General features: G+C 74.1%; 26 protein-coding genes. 6 read left to right on the forward strand and 20 right to left on the reverse strand.

Going from position 1 to position 26,580, the window contains the following annotated elements; genetic code table 11:
- The first annotated feature begins 78 nt into the window (after positions 1–78).
- The gene (locus tag ACQP04_RS26745; protein WP_433503321.1) at positions 79–606 is read left to right on the forward strand and encodes an N-acetyltransferase family protein; all 528 of its coding nucleotides are present in this window, start codon (positions 79–81) and stop codon (positions 604–606) included.
- A 37-nt stretch (positions 607–643) separates the two neighbouring features.
- On the opposite strand, the gene dapB is transcribed toward ACQP04_RS26745, so the two are convergent.
- Positions 644–1,387, reverse strand: a complete 744-nt coding sequence (dapB, locus tag ACQP04_RS26750; RefSeq protein WP_433503322.1) for a 4-hydroxy-tetrahydrodipicolinate reductase — start codon at positions 1,385–1,387, stop codon at positions 644–646.
- An 11-nt stretch (positions 1,388–1,398) separates the two neighbouring features.
- Positions 1,399–2,088 (reverse strand): ABC transporter substrate-binding protein, encoded by a 690-nt coding sequence (locus tag ACQP04_RS26755; protein WP_433503323.1) that lies wholly within the window; start codon positions 2,086–2,088, stop codon positions 1,399–1,401.
- A 269-nt stretch (positions 2,089–2,357) separates the two neighbouring features.
- On the opposite strand from ACQP04_RS26755, the gene ACQP04_RS26760 reads away from it, so the two are divergent.
- Positions 2,358–2,915 (forward strand): cupin domain-containing protein, encoded by a 558-nt coding sequence (locus tag ACQP04_RS26760; RefSeq protein WP_433503324.1) that lies wholly within the window; start codon positions 2,358–2,360, stop codon positions 2,913–2,915.
- Positions 2,894–3,124, forward strand: coding sequence for a helix-turn-helix transcriptional regulator (locus ACQP04_RS26765; RefSeq protein WP_433503325.1), 231 nt, complete (start codon positions 2,894–2,896; stop codon positions 3,122–3,124). The genes ACQP04_RS26760 and ACQP04_RS26765 overlap by 22 nt, the downstream gene beginning before the upstream one ends.
- A gap of 8 nt (positions 3,125–3,132) precedes the next feature.
- On the opposite strand, the gene ACQP04_RS26770 is transcribed toward ACQP04_RS26765, so the two are convergent.
- The 9 genes from ACQP04_RS26770 to ACQP04_RS26810 all read right to left on the reverse strand — a co-directional run bounded on the left by ACQP04_RS26770 (position 3,133) and on the right by ACQP04_RS26810 (position 13,023).
- The gene (locus ACQP04_RS26770) at positions 3,133–3,609 is read right to left on the reverse strand and encodes a DUF456 domain-containing protein (RefSeq protein WP_433503326.1); all 477 of its coding nucleotides are present in this window, start codon (positions 3,607–3,609) and stop codon (positions 3,133–3,135) included.
- A gap of 404 nt (positions 3,610–4,013) precedes the next feature.
- Positions 4,014–5,111, reverse strand: a complete 1,098-nt coding sequence (locus ACQP04_RS26775) for an IS110 family transposase (RefSeq protein ID WP_433503327.1) — start codon at positions 5,109–5,111, stop codon at positions 4,014–4,016.
- Positions 5,112–5,369: 258 nt separating this feature from the next.
- Entirely contained in the window at positions 5,370–6,671 is a 1,302-nt protein-coding gene (locus ACQP04_RS26780) for a M16 family metallopeptidase (RefSeq protein WP_433508439.1), read from the reverse strand.
- A complete protein-coding gene (locus ACQP04_RS26785) occupies positions 6,668–8,920 on the reverse strand; it encodes a polyribonucleotide nucleotidyltransferase (RefSeq protein WP_433503328.1) in 2,253 nt (750 codons plus the stop codon). Before ACQP04_RS26785 ends, ACQP04_RS26780 begins: the two co-directional genes overlap by 4 nt.
- 208 nt (positions 8,921–9,128) lie before the next feature.
- A complete protein-coding gene (gene rpsO, locus ACQP04_RS26790) occupies positions 9,129–9,398 on the reverse strand; it encodes a 30S ribosomal protein S15 (RefSeq protein ID WP_037047075.1) in 270 nt (89 codons plus the stop codon).
- Positions 9,399–9,687: 289 nt separating this feature from the next.
- A complete protein-coding gene (locus ACQP04_RS26795; protein WP_433503329.1) occupies positions 9,688–10,314 on the reverse strand; it encodes a helix-turn-helix domain-containing protein in 627 nt (208 codons plus the stop codon).
- Positions 10,315–10,507: 193 nt separating this feature from the next.
- Complete coding sequence (locus ACQP04_RS26800) at positions 10,508–11,434, reverse strand: bifunctional riboflavin kinase/FAD synthetase (protein ID WP_433503330.1); 927 nt, start codon at positions 11,432–11,434, stop codon at positions 10,508–10,510.
- Between the two features lie 27 nt (positions 11,435–11,461).
- Positions 11,462–12,352 carry a tRNA pseudouridine(55) synthase TruB gene (gene truB / locus ACQP04_RS26805; RefSeq protein ID WP_433503331.1) on the reverse strand — a complete coding sequence of 297 codons (891 nt, stop codon included), beginning with the start codon at positions 12,350–12,352 and terminating at the stop codon, positions 11,462–11,464.
- 11 nt (positions 12,353–12,363) lie between these two features.
- Positions 12,364–13,023 (reverse strand): response regulator, encoded by a 660-nt coding sequence (locus tag ACQP04_RS26810; protein ID WP_433503332.1) that lies wholly within the window; start codon positions 13,021–13,023, stop codon positions 12,364–12,366.
- A 124-nt stretch (positions 13,024–13,147) separates the two neighbouring features.
- On the opposite strand from ACQP04_RS26810, the gene ACQP04_RS26815 reads away from it, so the two are divergent.
- Both ACQP04_RS26815 and ACQP04_RS26820 read left to right on the forward strand, forming a co-directional pair.
- The gene (locus ACQP04_RS26815) at positions 13,148–14,650 is read left to right on the forward strand and encodes a cation:dicarboxylate symporter family transporter (protein WP_433503333.1); all 1,503 of its coding nucleotides are present in this window, start codon (positions 13,148–13,150) and stop codon (positions 14,648–14,650) included.
- A 13-nt stretch (positions 14,651–14,663) separates the two neighbouring features.
- Positions 14,664–16,325 (forward strand): ATP-binding protein, encoded by a 1,662-nt coding sequence (locus tag ACQP04_RS26820; RefSeq protein WP_433503334.1) that lies wholly within the window; start codon positions 14,664–14,666, stop codon positions 16,323–16,325.
- Here ACQP04_RS26820 and ACQP04_RS26825 read toward each other — a convergent pair.
- Positions 16,231–17,586: an MATE family efflux transporter gene (locus ACQP04_RS26825; RefSeq protein ID WP_433503335.1), complete on the reverse strand. Its 1,356-nt coding sequence runs from the start codon at positions 17,584–17,586 to the stop codon at positions 16,231–16,233. The genes ACQP04_RS26820 and ACQP04_RS26825 overlap by 95 nt on opposite strands.
- A gap of 164 nt (positions 17,587–17,750) precedes the next feature.
- On the opposite strand from ACQP04_RS26825, the gene ACQP04_RS26830 reads away from it, so the two are divergent.
- Positions 17,751–18,533, forward strand: coding sequence for a GNAT family N-acetyltransferase (locus ACQP04_RS26830; protein WP_433503336.1), 783 nt, complete (start codon positions 17,751–17,753; stop codon positions 18,531–18,533).
- On the opposite strand, the gene ACQP04_RS26835 is transcribed toward ACQP04_RS26830, so the two are convergent.
- From ACQP04_RS26835 to rimP, 8 genes are all read right to left on the reverse strand, one after another.
- A complete protein-coding gene (locus ACQP04_RS26835) occupies positions 18,506–19,060 on the reverse strand; it encodes a class I SAM-dependent methyltransferase (protein WP_433508440.1) in 555 nt (184 codons plus the stop codon). The two genes, ACQP04_RS26830 and ACQP04_RS26835, sit on opposite strands and share 28 nt — an antisense overlap.
- A gap of 187 nt (positions 19,061–19,247) precedes the next feature.
- The gene (locus ACQP04_RS26840; RefSeq protein ID WP_433508441.1) at positions 19,248–20,252 is read right to left on the reverse strand and encodes a DHH family phosphoesterase; all 1,005 of its coding nucleotides are present in this window, start codon (positions 20,250–20,252) and stop codon (positions 19,248–19,250) included.
- Between the two features lie 70 nt (positions 20,253–20,322).
- Entirely contained in the window at positions 20,323–20,790 is a 468-nt protein-coding gene (gene rbfA / locus ACQP04_RS26845; protein ID WP_433503337.1) for a 30S ribosome-binding factor RbfA, read from the reverse strand.
- Positions 20,791–20,859: 69 nt separating this feature from the next.
- The gene (locus tag ACQP04_RS26850) at positions 20,860–21,153 is read right to left on the reverse strand and encodes a DUF503 domain-containing protein (protein WP_037047065.1); all 294 of its coding nucleotides are present in this window, start codon (positions 21,151–21,153) and stop codon (positions 20,860–20,862) included.
- Between the two features lie 55 nt (positions 21,154–21,208).
- Positions 21,209–24,418 carry a translation initiation factor IF-2 gene (gene infB, locus ACQP04_RS26855; RefSeq protein ID WP_433503338.1) on the reverse strand — a complete coding sequence of 1,070 codons (3,210 nt, stop codon included), beginning with the start codon at positions 24,416–24,418 and terminating at the stop codon, positions 21,209–21,211.
- Between the two features lie 96 nt (positions 24,419–24,514).
- Positions 24,515–24,787, reverse strand: a complete 273-nt coding sequence (locus tag ACQP04_RS26860) for a YlxR family protein (RefSeq protein ID WP_433503339.1) — start codon at positions 24,785–24,787, stop codon at positions 24,515–24,517.
- Positions 24,788–24,900: 113 nt separating this feature from the next.
- Positions 24,901–25,965, reverse strand: a complete 1,065-nt coding sequence (nusA, locus tag ACQP04_RS26865; RefSeq protein ID WP_433503340.1) for a transcription termination factor NusA — start codon at positions 25,963–25,965, stop codon at positions 24,901–24,903.
- Positions 25,962–26,525: a ribosome maturation factor RimP gene (gene rimP / locus ACQP04_RS26870; protein ID WP_433503341.1), complete on the reverse strand. Its 564-nt coding sequence runs from the start codon at positions 26,523–26,525 to the stop codon at positions 25,962–25,964. The genes nusA and rimP overlap by 4 nt, the downstream gene beginning before the upstream one ends.
- Between the last annotated feature and the right edge of the window lie 55 nt (positions 26,526–26,580).

Genomic DNA, 26,580 nt, shown 5'->3' on the forward strand with positions numbered 1-26,580 from the left:
GCTGCCATGCCGGGCCGGGCCGGGCCAACCCCGCGGCCGGTGTCCGGCGTCACCCCGGCACCCGGTACGAATGTCCACATGGCCCTCGCCTCGGTCCGCCCCGCCGTCGATGCGGACGTCGACGAGATCGTCCGCATCCAGGCCGGGACCTGGCGGGTGGCGTACGCCGGGATCCTCCCCGACGCCGCCCTGGACCGGCTGACCAGCGACGACGCCCGGCGGGCCTGGCAGGACGCGGTCGCGGCCGGTGATCCCTTCCACGTGTTCGTGGCGCTCGAGGGCGACTGGACGGTCGGTTTCTGCGCGGCGGCGCACTACGCCGGGCAGGACGGGCTGGCGATCGCGGAGATCAGCGCGCTGCTCGTCGAGCCCCGGTGGGGCCGGCGCGGGCACGGCGGGCGGCTGCTCGCCGTCGCCGGTGCCGCCCTGCGCCGGTCCGGCTCGGAACGCGGCCGCGTGTGGGTGCCCGAGGCGGACACGGCCTCGCGCGCCTTCTACACCCGCGCGGGCTGGGCCGCCGACGGCGCCGTGCGGACACTCGACACCGGCGACGGCACCGTGCGCGAGGTCCGGCACACCGGCCCGTTGGACCTCGAGCTGACCTGACTTGAGTGCCGAGTGACCCTCCAGGGGCAGTCGGCGCTCACAGGCCGAGGAGGGATTCCAGGCCGAAGGTCAGGCCGGGGCGGCCGGGCACCGCGCGGATCGCCATCAGCACGCCCGGCATGAACGAGGCCCGGTTCATCGAGTCGTGCCGGATCGTCAGGACCTCTCCCGGGCCGCCGAGGATGACCTCCTGGTGGGCGACCATCCCGGGCATCCGGACGGCGTGCACGTGGACGCCGTCGACCGCCGCCCCGCGGGCGCCGAGCGGGTCGCTGGTGGTGGCGTCGGGCACCGGGCCGAGCCCGGCGGCGGCCCGCGCCTCGGCGACCAGCGACGCCGTGCGGGCGGCGGTGCCGGACGGGGCGTCGACCTTCTTCTCGTGGTGCAGCTCCACGATCTCGGCCGACTCGAAGAACCGAGCGGCCTGCGCGGCGAAGTGCATGGCCAGTACGGCCCCGACGCCGAAGTTCGGGGCGATCAGCACCCCCTGGCCCGGCTTGTCGGCGAGCCAGCCGCGGACCGTGTCGAGCCGCTCGGCGTCGAACCCCGACACCCCCACCACGGCGTGCTGCCCCTGGTCGAGGACGTGCTTCAGGTTGGCCATGACGACGTCGGGCCGGGTCAGGTCGACCACGACCTCGGCGCCGTCGGCCGCGGAGATCGGGTCGGCCGAGCCGACCTCCGCCACGAGCTCCATGTCGTCGGCGCCGCGCACCGCCGCGCACGCCTCGGAGCCCATGCGCCCCTTCGCCCCCAGCACCGCCACCCGGATCGCACTCACGAGCGTGAACTCTAGGCGGCGGGCCTGGTCTCCGGGTTGCCGGCCACTGCGGCGTCGAGCTGCGGGACGAGGTGGTCGAGCACGTACGGCAGCGACAGCGGGCTGGAGAAGTAGATCGCCCCGGCCAGCGTGGCGTCGGTGAAGACCAGGTTGCCGTTCTGCACCGGCGTGAGCGTGCGGTAGAGCGGCTGCGCCTCGAGCTCGGTCCGGGCCGACGCGTCCTCGGTCGCCCAGATCAGGACCTTGCCGGCGTTGAGCACGCCGAGGTTCTCGATCGGGATGTAGGCCTGGGTCGAGTCGCCCTCCGGCGCGAAGCGGTCGATCTCGGCGGGCACGGGGAACCCGAGGTCGGTGAGGAACTCGGTCGACAGGCCGTCCTGGTAGGCGATCGCGCTGCCGTCGTAGTACGGGGCCTGCAGGAAGATCGCGGGGGTGCCGGCGAAGCCGGGGTGCGCGGCGGCCGTGTCGGCGAACCGCTTCTTGATGCCGTCGACCAGCGCGTTCGCCTCGCCCGGCTTGCCGATCGCGGCGCCGATCAGGCGCGTCTGCGCGTCCCACGGCGCGAACCAGGCGCTGCCGCCCTTCGGCTGCGCGACCGTCGGGGCGATGGCGGCGAGCCGGTCGTACTGCGCCCGGTCGAGGCCCGCGTTGGTCGCGACGATGAGGTCCGGGCAGGGTGTCCTGCTCCGTGTACCCGGCACTGACCACCCCGCTGCGGGGCCGTGGGGACGGTCGTCGTGCTGAACTCGTGCTCGACGGACACCGGGAAGGCCGCCTGCGGGGCCGCGCCCGGCGCGGTCGTCGGCGGGGTGGACGAGCAGCCCGCGGCCAGCACGAGCACGGCGGCGAGCAGGAGGGAACGGGGGCGCACACGGTCTCCACGGGGGTCGTCGATCAGCATCGGTGAGGCTAACCTCAGTTCGATCCGGTCGACACCAGCTCAGCGTTCAACCCACCCCACGGAGCCGCCATGACGCTCGCGGTCGAGTCACCGCCCTACGAGGGCCACGAGGGCGACACGGAACGCGACATGTGGATCTGCCGATTCGCGCCGCACCAGCCCGGCGCCTGGGGTCCGCACCGCCACCACCAGCACCAGATCGCGTGGGTCAGCGAGGGCTTGACGACGGCGGTGGTCGGCTCCCGCACCTGGGTGCTGCCGCCGACCCGGGCCCTGTTCATCCCGGCGCACCTGCCGCACGACCTCGTCAACCGGCCGCCGGCGGCGTTGCATTGCCTGTACGTGTGGCCGCACGCGTGCCCGCTCGAGTGGACCGAACCGACGGTCGTGCCGGTCGGGTCGCTGCTGCGCGAGCTGCTGCTGGCGCTGGCCGGGCCGGAGCTGTCGACGGTGGAGGAGTCGGCCCGCGCCCTGTTCTTCGGGCTGGTCGGGGCGGAGCCGGACCCCGGCGTCGCGGTGCCGCTGCCCGCCGACCCGCGCGCCCGGGCCGTGGCGGCGCGGTTGTCCGCGACCCCGCGGACCCGCGGTCGCTGGAGGACTGGGCCGTGGAGCTGGGCACGAGCGTGAGCACGCTGCGGCGGGCGTTCGCCGTGGGGACCGGGATGACCTTCACGGACTGGCGTACGCAGGTGCGGCTGCGGGCGTCGCTCCCCCTGCTGGCCGACGGGCTGCCGGTCGCGGCGGTCGCGCGACGCGTGGGCTACGGCTCGCTCAACGGGTACGTCGACGCCTTCCGCCGCCACTTCGGGCACACTCCGGCGGCGCACTTCCGCTAGCGGCGGTCTCAGGCCAGGACCAGGCCGGTGATCCAGGCGGCGACCATCAGCAGGCCCGCGGCGAGTTCGATGAGCATGCTCCAGCCGACGGCCGACAGCGCGTGCTTCGTCGACGGCCAGGCCTTCGCGGAGCTGCACAGCCGGGCGAGTTCGGCGAGGTAGACGCCGAGCACGAAGCCGACGAACAGCCCGACGACCGGGATCACGAAGAAGCCCACGACCCCCAGCACACCGCCCGCGAGGAGGCTCCGGCCGGGGACGCCGGCGTCGCGAAGCCGCTTGCCGGGCACCAGGAACTTCGCCAGCGACCCGACGACCAGCAGTCCACCCGCGATACCGAGGACCCACCAGCCGAGGGGGTCGCCCCGCGGGACGGCCCACACGGCCACGCCGGCCAGGATCACGATCAGCCCGGGCAGCACCTGGACGACGACCCCCACCAGGCCGACCAGGATCAGCAGTCCCGCGACCAGCGCCGTCACCACGCCGCCGACCCTACCGAGATCACGCCGCGAGTCGGCACCTCCGGGTCACCGAGTCGCACATCCCGGACGCCGGGGATGTGGAGTTCGGACGCCTGAACGTGCCGACTCGCCTCCTGAAACTCGCGACTCGCGGTGCTGGAACTCCCGACTCGCGGTGCTGGAACTCCCGACTCGCGGTGCTGGAACTCGCGACTCGCGCTGCCGGAACTCCCGACTCGCGCTGCTGGAACTCGCGACTCGCGGTGCTGGAACTCCCGACTCGCGGTGCCGGAACTCCCGACTCGCGGTGCTGGAACTCGCGACTCGCGGTGCCGGAACTCCCGACTCGCGCTGCCGGAACTCCCGACTCGCGGGGGGCGATGGCGCGGCTCGCGGGGCGGGGCGGGGGACGCTCCTATGGTTCGTCAAGCCCGTGAGGTCGTCGGTGGGTGTTCGAGCTGTCGGTAGAGCTGGCGGGTGATGTAGCGCTTGAGGCACCGGCGGATCTCGGGATCGGTCTTGCCTTCGGCGGTGCGTCTGGCGGCGTAGGCGCGGGTGTCGGGGTCGTAGCGCAGCCGTGAGACGGCGATGGTGTGGATGGCCCGGTTGAGCTGGCGATTGCCGGAGCGATTGAGCCGGTAGCGCACGGTCTTCCCGGAGGACGCGGGGATGGGTGCGGTGCCGGCGAGCATGGCGAAGGCACCGTCGTCGCGGCAGCGGCCCGCGTGTGACCAGGCGGCGAGCACGACCGCGGCGGTGATCGGGCCGACCCCGGGTAGTGGGAGCAGGTCCGGGCGCCAGGACCGCACGATCGCCCGGATCGCCTTCTCATGCTCCCCAGCCTCGGCCTCGAGAGACTGGATGCGCTTGGCGAGGGCTTTGAGCGCGGTCATCGTGGTGAACACGTGCACGTCGGCGGCGGCGGTATGCGGGCGCAGCTTCGCCGCGGTGGCGACCATGACGACGATGCTCTGTTCGCGGAACCGGTCCCGGACCAGCTCTGGGGCGGTGACCACCAGAGCCCGGAGCTGACGCTGAGCGTTCGCGCCGGCCTCGACCGCGCCGCGGCGCACGGTCAGCAGGTTCTGCAGCGCGGCCCGGTCGTCGCCGGACTTGGGCTGGGCCAACCGGGTGCGAGACAGAGCCTCGCGCGCGGCGCGGGCGGCGTCGAGCGGGTCGGACTTGCGCCCACCACGGCGCGCCGGTCGTCCGGGACGGTCGAGCTCGACGACTAGCTCCTCCAGGTCACCGAGGTGTCGGGCCAGGCCGGCGCCGTAGCCGCCGGTGCCCTCGATCGCCCACCCGCGCAGCCCGGCGTGGGTGTCGGCGAACTCGACGAGCTCGTCGTACCCGTCGGCGTCCGCAGCCACCGTCACCGTCGCCAGGATCGCTCCAGTGGCTGCGGTCACAGCGGCGGCTGTGTGGGTGTCGGTGTGGGTGTCGGTGTGGGTGTCGACGCCGATCACGACATCGACCAGGTCAGCGAGCCTGGACTTCTGTATCGGCTCTGACAGCATGGACATCTGCGTTCTCCTTGCCGGGAGGGACGTGGAAGGTCCCGGTCCCGGTTCGGAGCCGGCAAGACTGGGACGGGACACGCCAGCGCCTACTGGCGGTCAAGCTCCTGATCAGGCCAGCTGCTCCGGCCGGGGCCGGCGCCGACGACAACAGGTGGGCAAGTCCGCTCGAAGGCACCCGAAGAGCCAGTCAGGCGAAGGGCCACACCCGCTGTCGTCGCGCACCAACCCACCATCACCGGGCCGGTACCGCCAGCCTCACAGTCAGGCGAGGTCGTGGAGGGCGGCGGGGAGGTCGTCGACCGCGTCGTAGGGGCCGACGACGGCGGCGGTGAGGTCCTGCGCCAGCAGCTCGGCGGCGAGGTCGGCGACCTGGACCGGGGTGACGGCGTCGATCCGCGCGAGGCTCTCGGTGATGCTGCGCTGCCGCCCGTGGTCGAGCTCGGAGCGGCCGAGGCGGTTCATCCGCGACGCCGTGTCCTCCAGCCCCAGCACCGTGCCGCCGCGCAGCGAACCCTTGGCCCGCACCACCTCGGACTCGGTGAGCCCGTCCGCGGCGACGCCGGCCAGCACGTCCCGCACCACCGCGACGACCTCGCCGAGCCGCTCCGGCGCGCACCCGGCGTAGACCGAGAAGGTGCCGGCGTCGGCGTAGCAGGCCTGCGCCGAGTACACCTGGTAGGCCAGCCCGCGCTGCTCGCGGACCTGCTGGAACAGCCGCGACGACAATCCACCGCCGAGCGCGGCGTTGAGCACCGCGAGGACGGGGCGGCGCTGGTCGTGCCGGTCCAGCCCGGGCACGCCCAGCAGCAGGTGTGCCTGCTCGGAGTCGTCCGTGCGCAGGGCGAGGGCCTTGCGGGCGGGCAGGCGTCCGCCGCCGGCCGGGCGCGGACCGACGGGGGCGAGCTCCGGGCCGTCGCCCAGCGCCTTCGCGGCCAGGTCGGCGACGTGCCCGTGGTCGAGGTTGCCTGCCGCGGCGACGACCATCCGCGGCGTGGTGTACTCGCCGCGCCAGAAGTCGTGCAGCGTCTCGCGGCTCATCCCGCGGATCGACTCCTCGGAGCCGATCACGGGGCGGCCGAGCGGGTGCGCGCCGAAGATCGTCTCGTCGAAGAGCTCGCCGAGCAGGTCCTCGGGATCGTCGTCGCGCATGGCGATCTCCTCGAGGACCACCCCGCGCTCCAGCTCGACGTCCGTGTGCGCGAGCTCGGCGTTGGTCACGACGTCCGCGAGGACGTCGAGCGCCAGCGGCACGTCCTCGTCGAGGACGTGCGCGTAGTAGCAGGTGTGCTCCTTGGCGGTGAACGCGTTGAGCTCGCCGCCGACCGCGTCCATCTCCTCGGCGATCCCCTGCGCAGTGCGCCGCCCGGTGCCCTTGAACAGCAGGTGCTCGAGGTAGTGGGCCGCCCCGGCCTGGTCGGGGCGCTCGTCCCGGGAGCCGATCGCGATCCAGACGCCCAGTGCGACGGACCGCACGCCGGGCACCTGCTCGGTGAGCACGCGAACGCCCCCGGGCAGCTCGGTGCGAGCCACCCCGGGGGCGTTCGGGTGCGACGTGCTGGTCAGCTGGAGACCTCGGCCGGCTCGGCCTTGTCCTCCGCCGGCGCGTCGGCCGGGGCGCTGTCGTCGCCCGCGGCCTCCTCCTGCACCGGGATCAGGCTGATCTTGCCGCGGTTGTCGATGTCGGTGACCTCGACGCGGATCTTGTCGCCGACCTTGACGACGTCCTCGACCTTGCCGATCCGCTTCCCGTTGCCGAGCTTCGAGATGTGGACCAGGCCGTCCTTGCCGGGGACCAGCGAGACGAAGGCGCCGAAGGCGGCGGTCTTGACGACCGTGCCCAGGAACCGCTCGCCGATCTTCGGCAGCTGCGGGTTGGCGATGGCGTTGATCATGCCGATCGCCTCCTCCGCGGACGGGCCGTCGGCGGCGCCGACGTAGATCGTGCCGTCGTCCTCGATGGAGATGTCCGCGCCGGTCTTCTCCGTGATCGAGTTGATCATCTTGCCCTTCGGGCCGATGACCTCGCCGATCTTGTCGACGGGCACCTTGATCGCGGTGACCCGCGGCGCGTAGGTGCTCATCTCGTCCGGCCCGTCGATCGCCTCGCCGAGCACCTCGAGGATGGTCAGGCGGGCGTCCTTGGCCTGGTTCAGCGCGGCGGCGAGAACCTCGGACGGGATGCCGTCGAGCTTGGTGTCCAGCTGCAGCGCGGTGACGAACTCGCTCGTGCCGGCGACCTTGAAGTCCATGTCGCCGAACGCGTCCTCCGCGCCCAGGATGTCGGTGAGCGCGACGTACTGGGTGGCGCCCTCGACCGTGTCGGACACCAGGCCCATCGCGATGCCCGCGACCGGCGCCTTCAGCGGCACACCGGCGTTGAACAGCGACATCGTGGACGCGCAGACCGAGCCCATCGACGTGGAGCCGTTGGAGCCGAGCGCCTCGGACACCTGGCGGATGGCGTAGGGGAACTCCTCGCGCGTGGGCAGCACGGGCAGCAGTGCCCGCTCGGCCAGCGCGCCGTGGCCGATCTCGCGGCGCTTCGGCGAGCCCACCCGGCCGGTCTCACCGGTCGAGTACGGCGGGAAGTTGTAGTGGTGCAGGTACCGCTTGTGGGTCTCGGGACCCAGCGAGTCGATCTGCTGCTCCATGCGGAGCATGTTCAGCGTGGTGACGCCCATGATCTGGGTCTCGCCGCGCTCGAACAGCGCCGAGCCGTGCGCCCGCGGGACGACCTCGACCTCGGCCGAGAGCGGCCGGATGTCGGTGAGCCCACGGCCGTCGATACGGACCTTGTCGCGCAGGATGCGCTGGCGCACGAGCTTCTTGTTCAGGGACCGGAAGGCGGCGCCGAGCTCCTTCTCGCGGCCCTCGAACCGGGCGCCGAGGGACTCGAGCACCGAGAGCTTGACCTCGTCGGTCTTCGCCTCGCGCTCCTGCTTCGGGCCGATCGCCAGGGCGGCGGCCAGGTCGGCGCTCGCGGCCTTCTCGACGGCCTCGAACGCGTCCGGCTGGTAGGCCGGGTACGTCGGGTAGTCGCGGGTCGGCTTGGCGGCGACCTCGGCCAGCTGCTGCTGGGCCACGCACAGGCTGCGGATGAACGGCTTGGCCGCCTCCAGGCCCTGCGCCACGACCTCCTCGGTCGGCGCCGCGGCGCCCCCGGCGACGAGCTCGATCGTCTCGGTGGTGGCCTCGGCCTCCACCATCATGATCGCGACGTCGTCGCCCACGACGCGGCCGGCCACGACCATGTCGAACACGGCCCGCTGCAGGTCCTCGTGCTGCGGGAAGGCGATCCACTGGCCGTCGATCAGCGCGACGCGGACGCCGCCGATCGGCCCGGAGAAGGGCAGGCCGGCGAGCTGCGTCGACGCGGAGGCCGCGTTGATCGCGAGCGCGTCGTACGGGTCCTGCGGGTCCAGCGAGAGGACCGTGACGACGATCTGGATCTCGTTGCGCAGGCCGTCGACGAACGACGGGCGCAGCGGCCGGTCGATCAGTCGGCAGGTGAGGATCGCGTCGGTGCCCGGACGACCCTCGCGGCGGAAGAACGAGCCGGGGATCTTGCCGATCGCGTACATCCGCTCCTCGACGTCCACCGTGAGGGGGAAGAAGTCGAAGTGCTCCTTGGGCTGCTTCGACGCCGTGGTGGCGGACAGCAGCATGGTCTCGTCGTCCAGGTAGGCGACGACGGATCCGGCGGCCTGGCGCGCGAGGCGCCCGGTCTCGAACCGGATGGTGCGGGAGCCGAAGCTCCCGTTGTCGATCACTGCGGTCGTCTCGTGGACGCCGTCGTTCTCGAGGTCTGACATGAAGTGGTGTCTCTCCTTCGTGAAGAGCCTGTGCCACCTCGCCGGATCCTCCGCGGAGCCGGTCTTCGATCGAAGTCCCCGGAGCTTTCTCTCCGGGAACCACTACCGAGGACCGGCGGATCATGGGGCGCGGTGACGGAAGTGGGTCGTTCTTCAGTTGTGCGCCGGGTCGCCGGGGCGGCTCACACCGCCCCGGCCCCGGACCGGGTCAGCGGCGCAGGCCCAGCCGCTCGATGAGCGAGCGGTAGCGCTGCACGTCGACCGACGCCAGGTACTTCAGCAGGCGGCGGCGGCGGCCGACCATGAGGAGCAGGCCGCGGCGGGAGTGGTGGTCGTGCTTGTGCTGCTTGAGGTGCTCGGTCAGGTCGCTGATGCGCTTGGTGAGCAGCGCGACCTGCGCCTCCGGCGAGCCGGTGTCGCCCTCGTGGACGCCGTACTCGTCGAGGATGGTCTTCTTGTCTGCGGCGGTGAGTGCCACTGCGGTGGTGCTCCTTCGTGTGGTGACGTCCGTGGGGCCCGCGCCCGGGCCACGCGCTCGCCGTGGTGGGCGACCGCGTCGGGGCGGGAAGCTGGTCGCGGCCGCCACGGACTGCAGCCGGACCCACGGAAGAGGTTACCAGCGCGGCCCTTCCCACCTCCGGGTACCCGGGGATCGTCGCCGGTCAGGGTGGGTGGGGGCGGCGTGGCAGGGGTCAGCGCGTGGCCGCGGGCTCGGTGGGTGGCGGTGGGCTCAGCGGGTGGCCGCGGGCTCGACGGGTGGTGCGGGCTCAGCGGGTGGCGGCGGCGCGGCGGAGGAGGGCGGCGAGCTCGGGGAAGGTCGCGGCGAGGGTCGACGCCGCGGCGACCAGCTGCGCCGGGCCGGCGACCCGGCGCAGCGCCTCGGCCGCGAGCAGGGCGGGATCGCGCCGGGGGTCGGGGCGTGGAGCCGGTCGGAGGGACCGCGGGTCGGCGCCGGGGTGGACGGGCCGGGCCGCGGGGTGGACGGCCGGGACCGGGCCGCGGGTCGCGGACGGGAGCCGACCGGACGGCGGGTCGACGGAATCGGCGGACGTGTCGCGGCTCGCCTCGACCGGCCGGGCGAGCAGTGCCGCCCACTCCGGGGAGGCGGTGCGCACCTCGTCGAGCAGGGCGGAGACGTCCTCCGGGGCGACGAGCCCGGCCGCGCACCGCCCGTCGAGCAGGAGCAGCCGGGCGAGGACCGCCGGATCGCCGATCTTCACGCGCTTGGCGCTGACCAGCTGGGACAGCATCGCCGGGCTCATCCCGAGCGTCGCGGCCAGCGAGCCCTGCGTGATCCCGAGGACCCGCAGCATCCGGTGCACCCGCTCGGCGAGCGGGGTCCCGTACAGCGCCCGCTGTCGCTCCCGGTTCTCGGCGAGCCTGTCGATCTCCACGCCCGGATGTTGGCAGGGGACGCCCCTTCCCGGGGCGGAACGGGAGAACTCGGCACCGCGAACCGCGCCCGCCCCACCCGCCACACCCGATCGGGTCCCTCATCCCCACCGGCCCCGCCGCCCCACCCCGAGGATCCGCCCGCCCCTCGAGCCCGAGGAGAGGCCGGCCACCCCACCCCGCGCCCGACGGCGCTCAGACCCCCAGCAGCTCGCGCGTCCGCTCGACGTCGGCGTTCATCTGCTCGATGAGCGGGTCGATGCCGTCGAACCGCTCCTGGCCGCGGAGGCGGTGGGCGAACTCGATGCCGACCTCGTAACCGTAGAAGTCCTCGTCGACGTCGAGGACGTAGGCCTCGACGGTGCGGACCTTGCCGGAGAAGGTCGGGTTGGAGCCGACCGACACCGCCGCGGGCAGCCGCCGCTCGCCCAGCAGGAACCAGCCCGCGTAGACGCCGTCGGCGGGCAGGGCGGTGTGCACCGCGCAGGCGACGTTGGCGGTGGGAAAGCCCAGCTCGCGGCCGCGCTTGTCGCCGTGCACCACCACGCCGTCGACCCGGTGGAGCCGGCCGAGCGCGGCGGCGGCGGCCTCCATGTCGCCCGCGTCGATGCACGAGCGGATGTAGGTGGAGGAGAAGGTCACGCCGTCGTCCGTGATCAGGTCCAGCGCCTCGACCTGGAAGCCGAACCGGGTGCCCAGCTCGTGCAGGGTGCCGATGTCGCCGGCCGCCTTGTAGCCGAACGTGAAGTTGGTGCCCACGACCACGACGGCGGCGTGCAGCGTGTCGACCAGCACCTCGTGCGCGAACTCGGCGGGCTTCATGTGCGCCAGCTCGGCGGTGAAGGGGATGACGCAGAACGCGTCCGCCCCCGCCTCCTCGACGAGGTCCGCGCGCCGCTCGAGGGTGGTCAGCGCCGCGGGGTGCGAGCCCGGGCGGACCAGTTCCGCGGGATGCGGGTCGAAGGTGACGACGACGCTGCGCAGACCGCGCTCCCGACCCCGGGCGACCGCCCGCTCGATCAGCTGCCGGTGCCCGCGGTGCACGCCGTCGAAGACCCCGATGGTCACGACGCTGCGGCCCCACCCCGACGGCACGGCCTCGAGTCCACGCCACCGCTCCACGATCGCCACCCTACGGAACCCGCCTGCTCACGAGCCCGCCGGGGCGAGCACCACGACCGGCTTCGCCGCGCCGCCGGAGTCGGCCATGAGGGCGAGCACGCGGCCGTCGGGCGCGAACACGCCGTACGTGCCGGTCAGGCCCGCCGCCGGCAGCCGCTTGCCGTGCGAGACGTCCGTGGCACCGCCGGCGTCGACGTCCAGGCGGGGGAAGGCGGTCGCGACCGCCGCGTCGAGGTCCAGCGACAGCCCGGGCGCGGCCTCCAGCTCCTCCAGCGTGCGCGCGTGCCCGAGGTCGAACGGCCCGACCCGGGTGCGCCGCAACGCCGTCAGGTGTCCGCCCACGCCCAGGGCCGCGCCGAGGTCGCGGGCCAGCGCCCGCACGTAGGTCCCGGACGAGCACGACACGACCACGTCGAGGTCCGCACCGCGGCGCTCGAGCAGCTCGAACTCCGAGACCGTCACCGGCCGCGCCGGGATCTCCACGGTCTCCCCCGCCCGCACCCGCGCGTAGGCCCGCTTCCCGTCGATCTTGATCGCGCTGACCGAGGACGGGACCTGCAGGATCTCGCCCGTCAACGCCGCCATGCCCGAGGCGATCGCCCCGTCCTCGACTCCCGAGGCGTCGGCCGTCGACACGACCTCGCCCTCGGCGTCGTCCGTGGTCGTGGCGGCGCCGAGCCGGATCGTCGCGGTGTAGGCCTTGGTGTCGAGCGCGAGGTGCCCGAGCAGCTTGGTGCCCCGCTCGACCCCGCACACCAGCACGCCGGTGGCCATCGGGTCGAGGGTGCCGGCGTGCCCGACCTTGCGGGTGCGCAGGATGCGCCGCAGCCGCGCGACCACGTCGTGCGAGGTGAGACCGCCGGGCTTGTCGACGATCACGAGACCGGGGTCGGGGGCGGGGCCGGAGCGTGCGGGCACGGCGGGTGAGGTTACTTGCCCAACCGGTACCCCACGCCGCGTGCCGTCACGATCACCTCCGGCCGGCCCAGCTTGGACCGCACCAGCGCCACGTGCGCCTCGAGCGTGCGGCGCGCGGAGGAGTCGGTGGTCCCCCAGACCTCGTCGAGCAGCTCGTCCCGCGCGACGACGGCGCCCTCGCGGCGGGCGAGCGCCGCGAGCAGGTCGAACTCCTTGCGCGCCAACCCGATCTCGGCGCCGGCGACGGTGACCGCGCGGCGGGCGAGGTCGATCTCCACGTCCCCGGCGACGACGGCGGGCGCCACCCCGAGCCCGCGGGTGCGGCGCAGCACGGCGTCGATCCGGGCCAGCAGCTCCTCGACGAGGAACGGCTTGACGATGTAGTCGTCCGCCCCGTTGCGCAGCCCGCTGACCCGCGCCTCCACCGCCCCGCGGCCGGTCACCGCGAGGATCGGCACCCGCGAGACCTCCCGGATGCCGCGGCACACGCCGATCCCGTCCCGGTCCGGCAGTCCCATGTCGAGGAGCACGACGTCCGGTTCGGACTCGCGCACCGCCGCGAGTGCCTCGGCCCCGCTGGTCACGTGCCGCACGCGGAAGCCCGCGGTGCCGAGCGCCTTCGCCACGGCCCCGCCGAGGACCTCGTCGTCCTCGACCAGAAGTGCGCGCACCGTCCGGTTGCTCCCATCCTGCGAAACCTCAAGCCCGGCCCAATTATGGACGCCTACGCCCTGACATCGCGCCGGTCACGTTCCTAGCGTGCTCCCCGGCACCGGACGTCGAGGAGGACGACACGTGACATCAACCGAAGCCGCACCTCGCAAGCGCTTCTTCACCCAGCTCTGGTTCTGGGTCATCGTCGGCATCGTCCTCGGTGTGGTGTTCGGGCTCGTGGCGCCCGACGCCGCCAAGGGCGCCAAGTGGCTCGCCGACGGCTTCATCCAGATGATCAAGGTGATCGTGGCACCGGTCATCTTCTGCACCGTCGTCGTGGGCATCGCCTCGATCGGCAACCTCGCCCGCGCCGGCGGGCTGGCGCTCAAGGCGCTCTTCTACTTCCTGGTCGCGACGGTCGTCGCGCTGACGATCGGCCTGCTCGCGGCGAACATCTTCGCGCCGGGCTCCGGGTTCAGCGGCCAGCCGTCCGCGACCGCGCTGGAGTCGGCCGCCAAGCAGGTCGACCAGGGCTCCCAGGACGCCGGGCTGACCGGCTTCATCCTCAACGACCTGCTCCCGACCAGCTTCCTCGGCCCGTTCGTCGAGAACGAGATCCTCCGCGTCCTGGTGCTGGCCATCCTCACCGCCTGCTCCGTGTCGCTGCTGGCGGCGCCCGTGCGCAAGCGGGTCGTCGGCGCCGTCGAGACGATCGCCAAGGTCATCTTCGGGATCATCAAGCTGATCATGTGGGCCGCGCCGGTCGCCGCCTTCGGCGGCATGGCCTACACCGTCGCCCAGTTCGGCGCCTCGTCGCTGACCAACCTCGTCAAGCTGATGGGCGTCTTCTGGGGCACCTGCGCGTTCTTCATCGTCGCGGTGCTCGGGCTCGTGTCGTGGTGGGCCGGGTTCAACATCTTCAAGGTCATCCGGCTGATCAAGGACGAGCTGCTGATCATCGTCGGCACGTCGTCGTCGGAGTCCGTGCTGCCGCGGCTGCTCACGAAGCTGGAGGCCGCGGGCGCGTCGAAGCAGACCGTCGGCCTGGTCATCCCGACCGGCTACTCGTTCAACCTCGACGGCACCTGCATCTACCTGACCCTGGGTGCGCTGTTCATCATCCAGGCGGGCAACGAGTCCCTGCCGATCGCCCTGCAGATCGGCCTCGCCCTGCTCATGGTGCTGACGTCGAAGGGCGCCGCGGGCATCACCGGCGCCGGCCTGGTCACCCTGGCCGCGTCGCTGCAGGCCTTCGGCGGCGAGTTCTTCTCGGCCGAGGCGATCGCCGTCGGCATCGCGCTGATCATCGGCATCGACCGCGTGATGAGCGAGGGCCGGGCGCTGACCAACTGCATCGGCAACGTCGTGGCCACCCTGGTCATCGCCCGCTGGAACGGCGAGCTCGACCGCGAGCGGCTCAAGGCGGTGCTCGACGACCCGTCGCTGGTCGACGAGGCCATGGAGCTGGAGCACGGCTCGCGGACCGAGGAGGACGAGCCCGAGAAGGAGCTCGCGGCGGTCAGCGCCGGCAACGGCTACGAGGTCGCCACCGAGCGCACCGGCCGGGTCACCAGCACCGGCAAGACCCTCCCGCCCACCGGACGGACCGAGGAGAGCAGCGAGACCCACGAGACCCTCCGGTAGCACAATCACCGGCGTGTCCCCCCGACCCCGCCGCGGTTCCCGCCTCGTCAGCCGGCTGCTCCTGCTGCAGCTCGTGACGGTGCTGGTGACCGTCGGCGGGGTCGCGGCGTTGGGGGTGTTCGGGGCCCGCGAGCTCGAGTCCGCCGCGGCGGCCCGGCTCACCCTGGCGACCGCGCAGTCCGTGGCCGGCGATCCGGCCGTCGTGGCGGCGGTCGCGGCCGGGGGCGACCCGTTCGTCGTCTCCCGGACCCTGCAGCCGCTGGCCGAACGGGTGCGGGTCGCGACCGGCACCGCCTTCGTCGTGATCATGACCCCCGACGGCGTGCGGTACAGCCACGCCGAGCCGGACCGGATCGGCGGGGTGTACGTCGGTTCGATCGCCGAGGCCCGCGCCGGCCGGGCCTACACCGAGGACTACCCCGGCACCCTCGGGCCGTCCGTCCGGACCGTGGTCCCGGTGACGGACCGGGGCCAGGTCGTCGGGCTGGTGTCGGTGGGTGTGCTGGAGACGCGGATCAGCGCGCTGGTGGCGCGCGAGCTGCCGTGGATCCTCGCCGTGGCCGCGGGCGCGGTCGCCCTCGGCGCGTTCCTCGCCTGGCTGCTGGCCCGGCGCGTGCGGCGGCAGACGCTCGGGCTGGAGCCCGAGGAGATCGCCGCGGCCTACACCCACCACGACGCCGTCCTGCGGGCCGTCCGCGAGGGCCTGATGGTGCTCGACCGGGACGGACGGGTCGTGGTGCTCAACGCCGAGGCGCGGCGGCTGCTCGGCTTCACCCCCGACGAACCCGTGGAGGGACGACGGCTGGTCGAGCTGGGCGTCGACCCCGCGCTGCGGGCGGTCACCCGGCTGGCCACCGGCGGCGTCGAGGACGTCCGGGACACCCTCACGCTGGCCGGCGAGCGCGTCCTGCTGCTCTCCCGCACCGCGGCCGGGCCGCGCGCAGGCGACGGCACCCGCGTCGTCACGCTGCGGGACCGCACGGAGCTGTCGGGGGTGCTGCGCGAGCGCGACGCCGCCCGGGACCGGGCCCGGGCGCTCGCCGGGCAGGCCCACGAGTTCGCCAACCGCATGCAGACCGTGCTCACCCTCGTGCAGCTCGGCGACACCGACGACGCGCTGCGGGCCGGCACCGCGGCCGTCGACCGGGCGCGCGGGCCGGTGCTCGACACCGTGCACGACCCGGTGCTGGCCGCGTTGCTCACCGACAAGGCGTGGACCGCGAGCGAGCGCGGGATCGCGTTCACCGTGCACGACGAGACCGAGGACCCCGTCCCCCTCGGCCCGGACGACCTCGTCTCGCTCGTCGGCAACCTCGTCGACAACGCCCTCGACGCCGCGGAGGGCTCGCCCGACCCGTGGGTCGAGGTGCACCTCGCCGACGGCGTGCTCGAGGTCGCCGACTCCGGGCCGGGCATCCCGCCCGAGGCCGCCGACGACGTGTTCGAGCACGGGTTCTCCACCAAGGAGGCCCGGCCGGACCGGCCGCGCGGGATCGGGCTGGCGCTGGTCGCCCGGATCGTGCGCCGCCTCGGCGGGTCGGTCGAGGTGGTGGCGCGCGACCCCGGGACGCTCTTCCGGGTCAGCCTGCCTGCGGGTCCGACGCCGGACCCAGCACCGCGCCCGGCACCGCCCAGCGTCCCGACCGCGTCCGCAGGCCCACGGCCACGAACCTGATCAGCATGAACAGCGACAGGCCGGTCCAGATCCCGACCAGCCCCCAGCCCGCGACGAGCGAGATCCAGATCAGCGGGAGGAAGCCGCCGACGGCCGCGAGCAGGGTCGTGGTGCGCAGGAACGCGGCGTCGCCCGCCCCGAGCAGCACGCCGTCGATCGCGAACACCACGCCGGCCACGGGTTGCAGCGCGACGAAGAACCACCAGGCCTGCGGGATCGTGTCCAGGGTGGCCGCGTCGCCGGTGAACAGGGCGGGCAGCACCGGGTAGAGCGCGGCGAACACGACCGCGAACACCACGCCGAGGATCAGCCCGTACCGGATCACCTGGGCCGCCACGCCCTTCGCGTGCGCCGCACCGCCCCCGCCCAGCGCGGCGCCGACGAGGGCCTGCGCGGCGATCGCGACGGCGTCGAGCACGAGGGCCTGGAAGTTCCACAGCTGCAGCACGACCTGGTGCGCGGCCACCGCCGACGCCCCGAACCGTGCCGCCACCGCCGTGGCCGACAGGAAGCAGACCTGGAAGCCCGCGGTGCGGAGGATCAGGTCGCGGCCCATGGACAGCTGCGCGCGGATCAGCGACAGCCGCGGGAGCAGCGACACCTCCGGGTGCGCCTTCTTCTCCCGGCCGAGCGCGACCAGGAACAGCCCGGCGACGACGACCTGCGCCACCACGTTCGCGACGGCCGAGCCCTCCAGGCCCCACCCCAGCCCGTGGACCAGCACCGGGCAGAGCACGGCGGACAGCCCGTTGCCGGCCAGGACGTAGCGCAGCGGGCGGGCGGTGTCCTGGACGCCGCGCATCCAGCCGTTCCCGGCGAGCGTGACCAGGATCAGCGGTGCCCCGAACAGCGCGATCCGCAGCCAGCCGACGGCGGCGTCGGCGACCGCGCCGCCGTCGCCCAGGGCGTTCGCGACCGGCCGCGCGACGAGCTGCCCGACACCGAGCACCAGCAGCCCGACGGCGAGCGCCACCCACGTGGCCTGCACGCCCTCGACGACCGCCTCGGGCCGCCGGCCCGCGCCGTGCAGCCGGGCCGAGCGGGCGGTGGTGCCGTAGGACAGGAAGTTCAGCGCCGTGGTGACCTGTGCGAAGAGCACGCCCGCGACGGCCAGCCCGGCGAGCGGCACCGCCCCCAGCCGCCCGACGACGGCGGTGTCGACCAGCACGTACAACGGCTCCGCGGCCAGCACGGGCAAGGCCTGCACCGCGAGCCGGAGGACCTGCCGGGCGGGCACCCCCTCGTGATCGGGCGAACTCACCGGCCCATGGTTTCACAGCGCACCGACCGCCCTGGACCGCGTTGTGGATCCATGACGCGCAGATCCGGCGCTCGAGGTCGCGTTGTGGATCCCTACTGCGCCTCGCCGGCTCTACCCTTCCGGAATGCCGGAGCAGGGCGACGAGCGCTGAGACGAGCGCCGAGATGAGCACGGAGACGGATGCACCGGTCACCGGCTGGGAGGACACCACCCCCTCCGGCGACTCGCTGACGCTCGCCGCGATGCGGGCCATGAGCGACCGGGCCGCGGCGTGGGCGGACGCCGCCGGCGGCACCGTCCGCCGCGTCGGCGGCCTCCTGGTCGCCGACGCGCTGTCCCCCTGCGTGTTCCTCAACGCGGCGATGTCCGCGGGGCCGGTGGACCTCGCCATGGCGGGCGCCGCGGACGTCGGGCCCGAGCGGCCCTGCCTGCTCGTCACCCCGCACCCCACGCCGGACCTGCGACCCGCCGGCCTGCAGCTCATGGGGTGTCCGCACTTCATGGTGCGGCCCGCGGGCGGGGCCGCCCCGCCGCCGCCGCGGGACGTCACGGTGACCGAGGTGCACGACCCCGCCGGCCTCGCCGAGTGGGCGGCCGTGCTCGCGGCCGGCTTCCCCACCCCCGCCTCGCCCGCGCCGGCCGCCCTGCTGGGCGGGCCGGCACGGTTCTGGCTGGCGTACGTCGACGGCACGCCGGTCGCGACCGCGCTGTCCTGGACCGGGCACGGGGTGGTCGACGTGGAGTGCGTCGCCACGCTCCCGGAGCACCGCGGCCGCGGCATCGGCGCGGCGGTGACCTGGGCGGCCACGCTGGCCGACCCGGCCCTACCGGCAGTGCTGATCTCCAGTGACGACGGGCACGGCGTCTACCGGGCGATGGGGTACCTGCCGGTCTCCCGCTGGACGCTCTGGTACCGCCCTCAGGCCCGCGGGCGGCGGCAGACGTAGGCGTAGGCCGGGGGCAGGTTGCGCCAGACCGTCCGGCTGACCACGACCTCGTCGAACACCTCCGACAGCATCCGGCGGAAGCGGCGGGCCGTGGTCATCGGCGCGGTGTGGGTGTAGGCGAAGGTCGCGAAGGCGCCGGTCGGGCCGATCGCCGTGGCGACCTGGTCGAGGATGGCGCGCTGGGTGGCCCCGCCGAACAGTGACCAGGGCAGCCCGCTCACCACCGCGTCGACACGGGGCACCGAGCGCGCGGCGAGCAGTCCGGTGAGGTGCTCGGCGTCGCCGTCGACGACCTCCATGTCCGGACGGGTCCGGCGCAGGTAGGCGGCCAGGCGGGGGTCGAGCTCCACGGCGAGGTGCCGCGCGCCGGTCGGCAGCCGCTCGGCGATGGCCGCGGACACCGACCCGGTGCCCGGCCCCAGCTCGACGACGGTCGGTGTGCCGTGGGTGGGGACCACCGAGGCCAGCAGGTCGGCCAGTCTCGGCGAGCTCGGGGCCACGGCCCCGATCTGGCCCGGGCTGCGCACCGCGGCCGCCAGGAACGCGCGCCGCGGACCGGCGGCGAGCGGCGGTGCGGGGCAGGTCGGGATGCTCCCGGCCACGCCACCCCGGGGGGTGGACGGGGCGGGGAGGGCGGGCTCAGCAGTCAAGTCGTCCTCCTCGTCGGGCCCGAGGGTACGCACCCCGCCCTGAGAACGCGGTGAACGTCAGGTATCACGTTCGTCCGGATCGTCCCTGCCTCGCCAGCGCGGTCCGGATCGTCGCGAGCACCTCGTCGCGAGTCCCGTCGACCGTGAACCCGGCCGCCCGCGGATGTCCGCCGCCACCGAGCCCGACGGCCACCGCCGCGACGTCGACCGCGCCCCGCGAGCGCAGCGAGACGGTCCAGCGGGTCTCGCCGACCTGCTTGAGGACCACGGTGACCTCGGCCTCGACGGCGGTGCGGACGTGGTCGACCACGCTCTCGACCTCCTCGGGCCGGAAGCGCCGGACGACGTCGAGCGGCACGGTGGTGTGCACCGTCGCCCGCCCGGCCGGTACACCCGTCTCCAGCTCGGCGGCGGCGAGGATCCCGCCCAGCGCGCCCAGCCAGGCGAAGGGGTGCGAGTCGACGAGCCCGCGCATCAGCGGCTCGACGTCCACCCCCACCTCCACCAGCTCGGCGGCCAGCAGGTGCGGGCCCGGCCCACCGATCCGGAAGCCGACGGTGTCCGTGGCCAGCCCCGCGTAGAGGCAGCGGCCGATCTCCGCGTCGAGCGGCGTGCCGAGCTCGGCGAGGATGCGCCGGACCAGCATCACGGTCGCCTCGGCCCGCGGGTCGAGCACGCGGACGCTGCCGAAACCGGGGTTCGACGCGTGGTGGTCGACGAGGACCGAGCGGCCGGCGGCGTCGACCCGCCCGGCGAGCACGCCGAGCCGGTGCTGGTCGGCGGTGTCGCACGCGACCACGACCTCCGGCGCCTCCGGCACGGCCGACGCCGGGACCAGCAGGCCTGCGGAGTCGAGCGCGCGCAGGGACTCCGGTGCGGACTCGTCCCCACCACGTACGCCGAAGGACACCTGCACGGACTTGCCGCGCCGGTGCAGCGCCAGCCCGAGGGCGAGGGCGCTGCCGAGGGTGTCGGCGTCGGGCGACACGTGCCCGAGGACGACGACCTCCTCGGCCTCGCGCAGGACGGCGGCGGCGTCGCGCACCGCCAGGGTGACCGCGCGGTCGATCGCGGCGTCGGCGTCGTCCCGGTCGTCCGGGCCCAACGCCGCGAGCCGGGGTTGCGCGGTCACCGGGTGCTCACTCGTCCCAGGCCGCGGCGGACCCGGGGTCCTCCTCGCGCGGCGCGCGGTAGGGATCGGCGTCGCCGGCGTGCCGGGCGCCGGCGGCCAGCCGGGCCACCTCGGCGTCGGACGCGCGGGTGCGGGCGAGCAGCTCCTCCATCCGGCGGGCCTCGTCCGGGACCTCGTCGGCGACGAAGGCCAGGCTCGGGGTGTGCCGGACACCGGTCTGGCGGCCGACCATCGTGCGCAGCACGCCCTTGGCGCTCTCGAGCGCGGCGGCGGCCCCCGCGCCGTCGGGCGCCTCGTCGACCGTGCGGCCGAGCACCGTGTAGTACACGGTGGCCTCGCGCAGGTCCCCGGTGACCCGGGTGTCGGTGATGGTCACCATCGCCAGGCGGGGGTCCTTCACCTCGTGCTCGAGCGCCCCGGCGACGATCTGCGAGATCCGCTTCGCCAACCGGCGGGCGCGGGCCTGGTCCACCATGACGCGCTCCTCCCTGCGGGTCGTGCACGGCGACCGTCGACGGGTCGAGGATCTCCGCTCACGCGCCGTTCAATCCTCCGGCCCCAGCATCCGGTGCCGGGCCGACAGCAGTTCCAGCTCGGGGCGGGCGGCCACGAGCCGCTCGCACGAGTCCAGCACGTCCGTGACGTGCCGGGGGTCCGCGGCGACGCAGGACACCCCGATCAGGGCACGGCGGTGCAGGTCCAGGTGCCCCGCCTCGGCGGCGGACACCGCGAAGCGCCGCCGCAGCTCGGCCACCACGGGCCGCACGGCGGAGCGCTTCTGCTTGAGGGAGTGGACGTCGCCGAGCAGGACGTCCAGCTCCAGTGCTCCTACGTACATCTCATCTGCGCGCGGCGACGCGGCCGGGAGGACCCGGCCGCGCCGCCGACGTCGATCACGCGCGGGGCTTCTCGCGCATCTCGAAGGTCTCGATCACGTCGTCGACCTTGATGTCGCTGTACGTGCCCAGGGTCAGACCGCACTCGAAGCCCTCGCGGACCTCGACCACGTCGTCCTTGAACCGGCGCAGCGAGCTGATCGGCAGGTTCTCCGCGATGACCACCGAGTCGCGCAGCAGCCGCCCGCGGGCGTTGCGGCGGATCTCGCCGTTCATCACGAGGCAACCGGCGATCGTGCCGAACTTGGAGGACTTGAAGACCTCGCGGACCTCCGCGCGGCCCAGCTCGACCTCTTCGTACTCCGGCTTGAGCATGCCCTTCAGGGCCTGCTCGATCTCCTCGATCGCCTGGTAGATCACCGAGTAGTAGCGGATCTCCACGCCCTCGCGGTTGGCCAGCTCCGTGGCCTTGCCCTCGGCACGGACGTTGAAGCCCATGACGATGACGTTGTCCGCGATGGCGAGGTTGATGTCGCCCTCGGTGATGCCACCGACACCGCGGTGGATGACCCGCAGGTCGACGTCCTCACCCACGTCCAGCTTCATCAGGGCGTCCTCGAGGGCCTCGACGGTACCCGAGTTGTCACCCTTGATGATCAGGTTGAGGGTGCTGGTCTCCTTCAGCGCGGCGTCGAGGTCCTCGAGCGACACGCGCTTGCGGCGGCTGGCCAGCTCGGCGTTGCGCTCGCGCGCCCGCCGCCGGTCCGCGATCTGCCGGGCCACCCGGTCCTCGTCGACGACGAGGAACGTGTCGCCCGCACCCGGGACCGAGGTCAGACCGATGACCTGCACCGGACGCGACGGGAGCGCCTCGGTGACGTCCGCGCCGTGCTCGTCGACCATCCGCCGGACGCGCCCGGAGGCGTCGCCCGCGACGATCGAGTCGCCGACCCGCAGCGTGCCGCGCTGGACCAGCACGGTCGCCACCGGACCACGGCCGCGGTCGAGGTGACCCTCGATCGTGACGCCCTGGGCCTCCATGTTCGGGTTGGCCCGCAGGTCCAGCGCCGCGTCCGCGGTGAGCAGGATCGCCTCGAGCAGCTGCTCGATGTTCGTCCCCTGCTTCGCGGAGATGTCGACGAACATCGTGTCGCCGCCGTACTCCTCCGCGACCAGGTTGTACTCGGTCAGCTGCTGGCGGATCTTCGACGGGTTGGCCCCCTCGACGTCGATCTTGTTCACCGCGACCACGATCGGCACGTCGGCCGCCTGGGCGTGGTTCACCGCCTCGATCGTCTGGGGCATGACGCCGTCGTCCGCCGCGACCACGATCACCGCGATGTCCGTGGACTTCGCGCCGCGGGCACGCATGGCGGTGAACGCCTCGTGACCCGGGGTGTCGATGAAGGTGATCGGACGCTCGACGCCCTCCAGCTCCGTCTGCACCTGGTAGGCGCCGATGTGCTGGGTGATGCCGCCGGCCTCGCCCTCGCGGACGTTCGCCTTCCGGATCGTGTCGAGCAGGCGGGTCTTACCGTGGTCGACGTGACCCATGATGGTCACGACCGGCGGCCGGACGGCCCAGTCCTCCTCGTCGCCCTCGTCGCCGAAGGAGATGTCGAAGCTGTCGAGCAGCTCGCGGTCCTCCTCCTCCGGGCTGACGACCTGGACGTTGTAGTTCATCTCGTTGCCGAGGAGCTCGAGCACCTCGTCGGCGACCGACGCCGTGGCCGTCACCATCTCGCCCAGGTGGAACAGCACCTGGACCAGGGACGCCGGGTTGGCGTTGATCTTCTCCGCGAAGTCCGTCAGCGACGCGCCGCGCGGCAGCCGGATCGTCTCGCCCTGGCCCTTGGGCAGGCGGACGCCGCCCACCGAGGGGGCCTGCATCGAGTCGAACTCCTGGCGCTTCTGCCGCTTCGACTTGCGACCCTTGCGGGCCGGACCACCGGGACGCCCGAAGGCACCCGCCGTACCACCGCGGCCACCGGGACGACCGCCGCCACCGGGACGACCGCGGAAGCCGCCGCCCGCCGGGGCACCGCCACCGCCGCCGCCGGGACCACCGCCACCGGGACGGAAACCGCCGCCACCGCCGCCGGGACGACCGCCCGGACCGCCGGGACGACCGCCGGGGCCACCACGACCGCCGCCGCCGGGACCGCCGCGCCCACCGGGCGCGGGACGGCCACCCGCCGGGCGGGCGGGCATCATGCCGGGGTTCGGCCGCGGGGGCATGTTGCCCGGGTTCGGCCGCGGGCCACCGCGACCGGGCTCACCGGAGCGCTGCGGCGGGCGGGGCCCGCCGGCACCGGGGCCGGGACGTGGGGCACCGCCCTGCTGACCACCCTGGCCGCCGCCCTGCTGGCCACCCTGGGCGGGCGGCGGGCCGGGACGCGGCGCGGCCGGGCGCGGCGGGGCGCCGGAACCGACGCCGAACGGGTTGTTGCCGACGCGCGGCTGGCGCGGGCCGGGACGCGGCCCGGCGCTGCGCGGGGGCACGGTGCCGGCACCGGAACCGCCCTGGGCGGCCGCGGGGCGCGACTGCTCCGGGCGCGGGCCGGGACGCGCGCCCTGACGCTCGCCACCCTGACGCTCGCCACCCTGACGCTCGCCACCCTGACGCTCGCCACCACCCTGCTGGCCGCCCTGACGCTCGCCACCCTGCGGACCGCCCTGGGCGGGCCGCTGGGGCTGGGCCGGACCGGGGCGCGGGCCCGGGCGCGGACCCGACTGACCCGGGCGGGCGGGCGCCGCGGGGGACGCCGAGGCGGCCGGGGCCTCCGGGCGCTCCGCGGGGGACGCCGAGGCGGCCGGGGCCTCCGGGCGCTCCGCGGGGGCCTCCGGGCGCTCCGCGGGGGTCTCCGGGCGGGAGGCCGGCGCCGGGCCGGGACGCGGACCCGGACGCGGGCCGGGACCGGGGGTGGGCGCGCCGGAGCGCGACGGGCCGGGGGTCGCGCCGGGAGTCGGCGCCGAGCCCTGACCGGGACCCTGCGCGGGGCCGGACGGCCGGGCGCCGGGTCGCGGGCCGGAGGCGGCCGGCGACTGACCGGGACGGGGGCGGCTGCCGCCGCCACCGGGGACCCCACGACGGGGGCCGCCACCGTTGCCGGCCATCGAGTCGCGCAGCTTGCGCGCCACGGGGGCCTCGACGGTGGAGGACGGGGACTTCACGTACTCCCCGAGATCCGCGAGCTTGCTCAGGACCTGCTTGCTGGAAATGCCGAGCTCTTTCGCGAGCTCGTGCACGCGGGCCTTGCCTGCCACTGCTCTCCTATGTTTCCGAGAGGCCGGGCGGCAGGTGTCCGCTCGACCTCGAACCTAGAGTCGATGCACGTTCATGGTGCGATCTTCACGACTGGCTCATGACGGGTCGACCTTGTCTTCCGTGACTGACGGAACCGGGACTGTCCCGGCTCCCTCCTGTTGCCCCCCAGCGGGATCCGCCGCCGTGGCGGCGCTGATCCCGTCGAGGTACGACCTGACCGCGGTCACCGGCAGCGGACCCGGGACACGCAGTGCCCGCGGGAACGCCGATCGGCGCTCGGCCCGGTCGAGACACCCCGTGGCGGGATGCACCCAGGCACCCCGGCCGGGGAGGCGTCCGCGCGGATCCGGGACCAGGGCCCCGTCCACCGCGACGACGCGCAACAGACCGGTGGCCTGCTCCCGGGTGCGACACCCGACACAGGTGCGGACGGGTCCCTGCGCCCGGTTGCGGGCCGGGATCGAGTGTAGCGCGTCCTCCCTCAGCCGACCGACTCCGTCCCCGAGGTGCGCGCCACGGGGGACCCGTCCTCCGGGGCCGCGTCGATCTCGGTCCGGCCGGCCCGCGCGCGGGGGTCCGCGTCGCTGCGGATGTCGATCCGCCAGCCGGTCAGACGGGCTGCGAGCCGCGCGTTCTGCCCCTCCTTGCCGATCGCGAGGGACAGCTGGAAGTCCGGCACGACGACCCGCGCGGTGCGCGTCCGGGCGTCGATCACCGTGACGGACACCACCTTCGAGGGCGAGAGCGCGTTGCCGACGAACGTCGCCGGGTCCTCCGACCAGTCGATGATGTCGATCTTCTCGTCGTGCAGCTCGCTCATGACGTTGCGCACCCGCTGGCCCATCGGGCCGATGCAGGCGCCCTTCGGGTTGACCCCGGGGACCTTGGACCGCACCGCGATCTTCGACCGGTGCCCCGCCTCGCGGGCGACGGCGACGATCTCCACCGAGCCGTCGACCAGCTCCGGGACCTCCAGCGCGAACAGCTTGCGCACGAGGTTCGGGTGCGTGCGGCTCAACGTGATCTGCGTGCCGCGCATTCCCCGGCTGACGCCGACGACGTAGCAGCGGATCCGGTCGCCGTGCTCGTAGCTCTCCCCCGGCACCTGCTCGGTCGGGGGCAGCACGCCCTCGATCTGGCCCAGGGAGACCACGACCACACCGCGCGCGTTCGCCCGGGCGTCGCGCTGGATCACGCCGGAGACGATCTCGCCCTCCTGCGCGGCGAACTCGCCGTAGGTGCGCTCGTGCTCGGCGTCGCGCAGCCGCTGCACGATGACCTGGCGCGCGGTGGTGGCGGCGATCCGGCCGAAGCCCTCGGGGGTGTCGTCCCACTCGGGGCCCGGCCCGCCGTCCTCGCCGACCTCGTGCGCCATGACCCGGACCAGCCCGGTCTTGCGGTCGATGTCGATCCGCGCGTGCGGCTGGTGGCCCTCGGTGTGCTTGTACGCCGTGAGCAGAGCGGTCTCGATGGCCTCGATGACCGTGTCGAACGGGATCTCCTTCTCCCGCTCGATGGCCCGCAGCGCCGCGATGTCGACGTTCATGCCTGCTCCTCGTTCCCCGGGTCCGCCCCGCCGGCCCCGTCGAGCGCCTCGACCTCCGCCTTCGGCGGCGCCTTGAACTCCACCTGCACCACGGCCCGGGTCACGTCCGCGTAGCGCAGCTCGCGCGGGTGCGGCTTCTTCGCCCCCGCCTCCACCACGGTGACCGACTCCGGCCCCGCGCGCCCGACGCGCACCTCGATCGTCTCGCCGCCGGCCAGCGTCACCCGGACCAGGCGCAGGTGCGCCCGCCGCCAGTGCAGCGGCCGGGTGAGCGGGCGGTCGATGCCCGGGGAGGTCACCTCGAGCGTGTACGAGCCCGCGATCAGGTGCTCGTGCCGGTCCAGCTCCGCGGCGGCCGAGCGGCTCAGCCGGGCGATCGCGTCGAGCCCGACGGCGGTCTCCTCCGCGTCCTCGGGCACGTCGACGACCACCTTGACGGTGTGCTTGCGCCCGGCGGCCCGGACCTCGACGTCCTCGATCTCGAACCCGGCGTCGGCGACGACGGGCTCCAGCACACCGCGCAGCGTGCCGGTGAGCTGATCGGGGGCGGGGCTCGGCATGGATCTCCTTCGACGGCAGGGTCGGACGGCCGTCCAGCCTATCGCGGACGGCCGG

It is taken from the genome of Pseudonocardia halophobica, from assembly GCF_050948485.1.
Taxonomy (GTDB): Bacteria; Actinomycetota; Actinomycetes; order Mycobacteriales; family Pseudonocardiaceae; genus Pseudonocardia; species Pseudonocardia halophobica.

Bases quoted from the DNA above. Each gene is read 5' to 3' on its own strand.
- ACQP04_RS26830 (WP_433503336.1), top strand. From the start codon at position 17,751: ATGAGCACGGAGACGGATGCACCGGTCACCGGCTGGGAGGACACCACC.
- ACQP04_RS26850 (WP_037047065.1), bottom strand. From the start codon at position 21,153: ATGTACGTAGGAGCACTGGAGCTGGACGTCCTGCTCGGCGACGTCCAC.
- nusA (WP_433503340.1), bottom strand. From the start codon at position 25,965: ATGAACGTCGACATCGCGGCGCTGCGGGCCATCGAGCGGGAGAAGGAG.
- rimP (WP_433503341.1), bottom strand. From the start codon at position 26,525: ATGCCGAGCCCCGCCCCCGATCAGCTCACCGGCACGCTGCGCGGTGTG.
- rbfA (WP_433503337.1), bottom strand. From the start codon at position 20,790: ATGGTGGACCAGGCCCGCGCCCGCCGGTTGGCGAAGCGGATCTCGCAG.
- ACQP04_RS26760 (WP_433503324.1), top strand. From the start codon at position 2,358: ATGACGCTCGCGGTCGAGTCACCGCCCTACGAGGGCCACGAGGGCGAC.
- ACQP04_RS26775 (WP_433503327.1), bottom strand. From the start codon at position 5,111: ATGTCCATGCTGTCAGAGCCGATACAGAAGTCCAGGCTCGCTGACCTG.
- ACQP04_RS26785 (WP_433503328.1), bottom strand. From the start codon at position 8,920: ATGTCAGACCTCGAGAACGACGGCGTCCACGAGACGACCGCAGTGATC.
- ACQP04_RS26745 (WP_433503321.1), top strand. From the start codon at position 79: ATGGCCCTCGCCTCGGTCCGCCCCGCCGTCGATGCGGACGTCGACGAG.